General features: G+C 68.4%; 6 protein-coding genes. 3 read left to right on the top strand and 3 right to left on the bottom strand.

The window, feature by feature from the left end:
• Positions 1-439, top strand: a 439-nt coding sequence (locus ABZ260_RS45525) for a hypothetical protein (RefSeq protein ID WP_355630623.1), incomplete at its 5' end; no start/stop codon positions are given.
• 69 nt (positions 440-508) lie between these two features.
• On the opposite strand, the gene ABZ260_RS45520 is transcribed toward ABZ260_RS45525, so the two are convergent.
• Genes ABZ260_RS45520 through ABZ260_RS45510 form a run of 3 tightly spaced genes read right to left on the bottom strand, consistent with a single transcriptional unit; the run spans position 509 to position 2,617 of the window.
• On the bottom strand, positions 509-1,438 hold the full coding sequence (locus tag ABZ260_RS45520; protein ID WP_355630620.1) for a TauD/TfdA family dioxygenase: 930 nt from the start codon (positions 1,436-1,438) through the stop codon (positions 509-511).
• Entirely contained in the window at positions 1,435-1,653 is a 219-nt protein-coding gene (locus ABZ260_RS45515; RefSeq protein WP_355558983.1) for an MbtH family protein, read from the bottom strand. The genes ABZ260_RS45520 and ABZ260_RS45515 overlap by 4 nt, the downstream gene beginning before the upstream one ends.
• A gap of 52 nt (positions 1,654-1,705) precedes the next feature.
• Positions 1,706-2,617: a winged helix-turn-helix domain-containing protein gene (locus ABZ260_RS45510; protein WP_355630617.1), complete on the bottom strand. Its 912-nt coding sequence runs from the start codon at positions 2,615-2,617 to the stop codon at positions 1,706-1,708.
• 619 nt (positions 2,618-3,236) lie between these two features.
• On the opposite strand from ABZ260_RS45510, the gene ABZ260_RS45505 reads away from it, so the two are divergent.
• Together ABZ260_RS45505 and ABZ260_RS45500 are read left to right on the top strand one after the other, a co-directional pair.
• Positions 3,237-4,826, top strand: a complete 1,590-nt coding sequence (locus tag ABZ260_RS45505; protein ID WP_355630614.1) for a tryptophan halogenase family protein — start codon at positions 3,237-3,239, stop codon at positions 4,824-4,826.
• Positions 4,823-5,431: a flavin reductase family protein gene (locus ABZ260_RS45500; protein WP_355630611.1), complete on the top strand. Its 609-nt coding sequence runs from the start codon at positions 4,823-4,825 to the stop codon at positions 5,429-5,431. Before ABZ260_RS45505 ends, ABZ260_RS45500 begins: the two co-directional genes overlap by 4 nt.
• The last annotated feature ends 39 nt before the right edge of the window (positions 5,432-5,470 follow it).

Here is a 5,470-nt window from a genome sequence, read left to right as displayed (position 1 = left end):
GTACGACCTCGTCCAACGCGGGTACGGCACCGGCCTGGCCCGCGCCCGTGCCACCCTCGACGGCCTGACGCGCCGCCCCCTGCTCGTCGCCCTCGCGGTGGTGTATCTCATCGTTCAGGCGCTCCTTCCCCTGGTGGGCCTCGGGCTGGAGAACGCCTACGGCACGCTCGACGGCGAGCAGGAGTGGGGGGCGGTGATCGGCATGGCCGTCTCGGCGGCGATCACGGTGGCGCTGGGCCTGTGCGGCGCGGTGCGGCTGCGCGGGAACCGCATGGCCGCCTTCCGGCTGCTCAACGCCGCGCTGCTGGTCGACATCCTCTTCGGCCAGGTCTTCGCGTTCGTCATGAACCAGTTCTCCGCGGTGCCCGGCCTGGCGGCCGACCTGCTGCTCCTGGCGATCATCTCCGCCGAGGTCCGGCGGCTGCGCGAGCCGGACTGAGGGGCACGACGGCCGGCCACCGTCGGCCTGACCGTCGAGTCGACTGTCGAATCGACCGTCGATCGGCGGTCAGGTCGACGACGGCTCGGCCATCGCCACGGCGATCTTCCGCGGCCCGGTGAACGGCTCGCGGCCGTGCGAGGTCAGCATGTTGTCGATGACCAGAAGGTCGTCCTGACGGTAGTCGAACCGCACGGACGCCGACCGGTAGCAGTCTCGCAGGTGGCCGACGACGTCGTCGGGGATCGTCCCGCCGTCGCCGTAGTAGGTGTTGCTCGGGAGGTTCTCCTCCCCGCACATCTCCAGCAGCCCCAGCCGCACCCCTTCGGGAAGGGTGGTGATGTGGAAGAAGGTCGCGTGGTTGAACCACACCGGGTCGCCGGTGACCGGGTGACGGTGCACGGCCTGGCGGACCGCCCTGGTCCGCAACCGGTCGCCGCCGAGCCACTCCGTCTGCACGCCGTTGCTCCGGCAGTAGTCCGTGACCTCGTCCTCGCTGTCGGTGTTGAACGCCTCGTGCCACGACATGCCGAGCTCGTCGCTGTAGTTACGGACCACCATCCACCCTCGCCGCGCGAACTCCTCGCGGATCGACGGGTCCATCCTGTCGTGGACGGCACGGGTGGAGGCCAGAGGCGTGGCGCCCTGGGACGACGGCGGTCGCAGGCAGTGGAAGTAGAGCACCATCGGCCAGACCGTCTGGTAGGAGTTCTCGTTGTGCAGGAAGATCTCCTCCTGCGAGGGGTAGTCGGTCGAGGTGTAGACATTGCCCTTGATCACGCTGCGCGGGGACGAACGCTCCGCGTAGGTCAGCGGCGCCCCCGACAGCTCGCGCACGACCTCGTCGAAACCGTCGACGCCGCCGACCTCGAAATCGCGGAACAACACGGCGCCGTGCGCGGTGAGGCTCTTGCGGATCGCCTGCCGGTCGGATCTCACCAGGTCGGAGATCCGGGCACCCCCACCTTCGATGACGAGGGGCAGTTCGTGGCCGGTCATGGCCGGTCCCCCATCGCCTCGGCCAGGCTCCTCGGACGCATGTCGGTCCAGTTGTCCGTGATGTAGTCCAGGGCGGCCTGCCGGTCCGTCTCGGGCAGGACCACCGTCCACCCCGCGGGCACATCGACGAACGCGGGCCACAGGGAGTGCTGCCCCTCGTCGTTGACCAGCACGAGGTAGGTGCCTTCCGGGTCTTCGAAGGGGTTCGAGTTCATGGCGCTCTCCTTTTTGGAGGTTCTCCGTTCACGAGGCGTGCCGGAGCGGGGGTCAGTTGCGCTGGGGAGACAGGAAGAGCTCCCCGTGCAGCAGCGCCACCCCCAGGGAGGTGAGGGTGTGCAGCGCCGTGTTGCGGTTGCGGGCAGTGGTGATCAGTCCGGCCTTGCGCAGTACGGTGGCGTGCTTGCTGGCCCCCGCGAGAGAGATGCCGAGCCGCTCGGACAGGCCGCCCGTGGTGCAGCTCTCGGCCAGCGCCTGGAGCGCGGCCGCCCTGGTGTGCCCGACCAGGGCGCCGAGCGCCTCGTCGTCGGGCACCGGCGCCCCGGCCAGGTCGGACAGGAAGGCCGGGGTGCACGGCGCCGAGACCACCAGGGCGGGCAGCCCCGTCTCGTGCTCGGCGTCGAGGAAGAGGTAGTTCCTGCCCTGCAGGAACAGCGAAGGGCTCAGCAGCAGACCGCGTCCGCGCAGGTGGACGTCACGGTCCTCGCTGTCGGGGATCTCCAGCACCGGCGGGTTCCAGCACAGCCTGGGGTGCAGCGTCTCAAGCAGGCACTCGACGCCGTTGCTGATCGTTATCCGGCCGTACGCCTCGCGCTCGGACTCCAGGTAACCTCGTACCCTGCTCCAGTACGGCAGCACCGCCACCTGACAGAACCCCAGCACGGTGGCGCTCACCCGCCGGTCGGCCCACTCGTCGGCCACGGAGCGCGGCTCGGCTCGGCCGGGAGAGCGCTCGACCAGTTCCAGCAGCTCCGTCGGCGCCCGGCGTTCACGGACCAGCTGCTCCACGCTGCCGACGCCCTCGCCCAGCCGATCACGCACATGCTTTCGCCACCCGTTCAGGGAGGCGCCTCCGTTGCGACCGAAGATGTCCAGCGCGAACACGCTCTCGGCCACCGGCCCGAGGCTCGCGACCATGCGCAGGCGTGCCAGGTCCTCAACCGTGAAATGAATCCTCAACACCGCGGCCCCCAGCGGATTGGTTTTCTGTGTTGTTGGAAAGCAGGTCACGCCTCTCAGCGGAGGCTCCGGAAAATGATGGCCCGCTCTGCCGGCCGGCGCGCGGACTAATCGATCTCGGCGGGCGCCGGGCAATGCCCAGGACCGTCCGCGAGGATCCCCCAGTAAACCGAGAGTGATATTCTCACCACTCTCCCATTGGATCTGTCAATAAGATCAACCTAACTCCGACGCCGATCGGAAGTCAACTCTCGTTGCAGAAAGCGTCAAATCTCATACACGCCAGTTGATGAACTTACCTTCAGGACACCCTCTGAGCTGCGCCAATCTCCGGATCTCTCGACCACCCAGAGCACGGCAGCACCGATTCCCGGCAGCCGGACGGCCAGGAACACGCCTCCCCCGAATCGGCGACCGGCCCATTACTCAGCGTACCGAAAGCGCGCCTGACCGCCCTGTTTAGCTATTGAGTCAATGATGTGGAGCCGGACCGCGCTTTTGGTAGAGGCTTTCAACAATGCCGGGGTGGATGACGCCGCCGAGCCGCGCCTTTCACATCACCCGGCGTTCTCCCGGTGTTCTCCCGGTGTTCCGTTCTCACGCGCAGGGATAAGGGTTCAGAATGGTCAAAAGCGTAGTTATCGTCGGAGGTGGCACGTCGGGCTGGATGACCGCCTCGTACCTGCGGGCGGCTTTCGGCGACCGAATCAACGTGACACTGGTCGAGTCGAAGAACGTGCCCACCATCGGGGTCGGAGAGGCGACCTTCAGCACGATCCGCCACTTCTTCAACTATCTGGGCCTGGACGAGCGCGAGTGGATGCCGGAGTGCCAGGCCACCTACAAGCTGGCGATCCGGTTCGAGAACTGGCGCTCCCAAGGCCACCACTTCTACCACCCGTTCGAGCGCCTGCGCACCGTGAACGGATTCCCGCTCACCGACTGGTGGCTGAACGAGCGCCCCGGCGGCCGGTTCGACAAGGACTGCTTCGTCATCGCCTCGCTCTGCGACGCGAACCGGTCTCCCCGCCATCTCTCCGGAGCACTGTTCGAGCAGGACTTCACCGAGGGCGGCGCGGAGCGCGGTTACCGCACCACGCTGACCGAACAGAACACACAGTTCCCCTACGCCTACCACTTCGACGCCGCGCTGCTGGCGAGGTATCTCACGAAGTACGGCACCGACCGCGGCGTCCGGCACGTGCTCGACGACGTGGTGAACGTGAACCTCGACGAGCGCGGCTGGATCAGCGATGTCGTCACCAGGGAGCACGGCGCGCTGGAAGGCGACCTGTTCATCGACTGCACCGGCTTTCGCGGGATGCTGCTGAACAAGGCCCTCTCGGTGCCCTTCATGTCGTACCAGGACACCCTGCCCAACGACCGGGCTGTGGCGCTGCGGGTGCCGGTGAACATGGCCGAGCGGGGCATCCGCCCCTGCACCACGGCCACGGCTCAGGAGGCGGGATGGATCTGGACGATCCCGCTCTTCGGCCGCGTCGGCACCGGCTACGTCTACGCCAGTGACTACTGCACGCCCGACGAGGCGGAGCGGACCCTCCGCGAGTTCGTCGGTCCGGCCGCGGACGACCTCGAGGCCAACCACATCCGCATGCGGATCGGCCGGAGCGAGAACTCCTGGGTGAACAACTGCGTCGCCATCGGACTGTCGAGCGGGTTCGTCGAGCCGCTGGAGTCCACCGGCATCTTCTTCATCCAGAACGCCGTCGAACAGCTCGTCAAGCACTTCCCCAGCGAGCGCTGGGACGACCGGCTGCGCCGGTCCTACAACCGCCAGGTCGCCAATGTGATGGACGGCGTGCGCGAGTTCCTGGTGCTGCACTACCACGCCGCGGCGCGAGCCGACAACGACTACTGGAAGGACGCCACGACCCGTCAGGTACCCGACGGGCTGGCCGAACGCCTGGAGCAGTGGCAGGTCAAGCTGCCCGACCCCGAGACGGTCTTCCCTCACTACCACGGGTTCGAGCCCTACTCCTACACCGCCATGCTCCTGGGGCTGGGCGGCCTCCCCGTGCAGGCCCCGCCGGCGCTGAGGCTGTTCGACGGCGCCGCGGCCTCCAGGGAACTGCGGATCGTCCGCGACCAGTCCCGTGAACTGGTCGACAGGCTGCCCAGCCAGTACGAGTACTTCGCGCGCCTGCACGACCTGCCCCCCGAGCGGCGGGTCGCGCACGGAGCACCACGATGAAGGACCCGTTGGTCGGCCTCTCTCCCTTCGACATCCCCTTCGCCCCCTCCTTCGAGCCCCCCTCGGCGCCGCCGGCGGTCGACCCGACGCGGTTCCGGTCGCTGATGTCCGCCTTCCCCAGCGGGGTCGCCATCGTGACGACCGCCGAGCCCGGCGGCAGGCCGTGGGGGATGACCTGCTCCTCGGTGTGCAGCGTCGCGCTGGACCCGCCGACCCTGCTCGTGTGCGTCCGCAGGCCCAGCCCGACGCTGAAGGCGATGCTGAAGCTGTCGACCTTCACCGTGAACCTCCTGCACGACCGCGCGCGGTACGCGGCGGAACTCTTCGCCTCGGGGACCCCGGACCGCTTCGAGCGGGTCAGGTGGCGCACGGAACCCTCCTTCGGCGGGCCGCACCTCGTGGACGAGGCCCACGCGTTCGCGGACTGCCGGGTCACCCGGACCGTCGAGGTGGGCGACCACACCGTGGTGTTCGGCCAGGTGTTCCGGGTGGAGCAGCGGGCTCGGGCGGTACCGCTGCTCTACGGGCTCAGGGAGTACTCCTCCTGGTCGCCCGCCCCCCGTCGTCCGGAGGGCCCTCGGCCGACCGGCGGCCTGCCTGCCTGAGACGCCGCAGACGGCGCGCGCCGGGTAGCCGGGACAGCC

Origin of the sequence: Streptosporangium sp. NPDC006013, from assembly GCF_040614275.1 — a bacterium.
GTDB lineage: Bacteria > Actinomycetota > Actinomycetes > Streptosporangiales > Streptosporangiaceae > Streptosporangium.
This window is presented reverse-complemented; position numbering and strand designations above follow the sequence as displayed.

Bases quoted from the DNA above. Each gene is read 5' to 3' on its own strand.
- ABZ260_RS45500 (WP_355630611.1), top strand. From the start codon at position 4,823: ATGAAGGACCCGTTGGTCGGCCTCTCTCCCTTCGACATCCCCTTCGCC.
- ABZ260_RS45505 (WP_355630614.1), top strand. From the start codon at position 3,237: ATGGTCAAAAGCGTAGTTATCGTCGGAGGTGGCACGTCGGGCTGGATG.
- ABZ260_RS45515 (WP_355558983.1), bottom strand. From the start codon at position 1,653: ATGAACTCGAACCCCTTCGAAGACCCGGAAGGCACCTACCTCGTGCTG.
- ABZ260_RS45520 (WP_355630620.1), bottom strand. From the start codon at position 1,438: ATGACCGGCCACGAACTGCCCCTCGTCATCGAAGGTGGGGGTGCCCGG.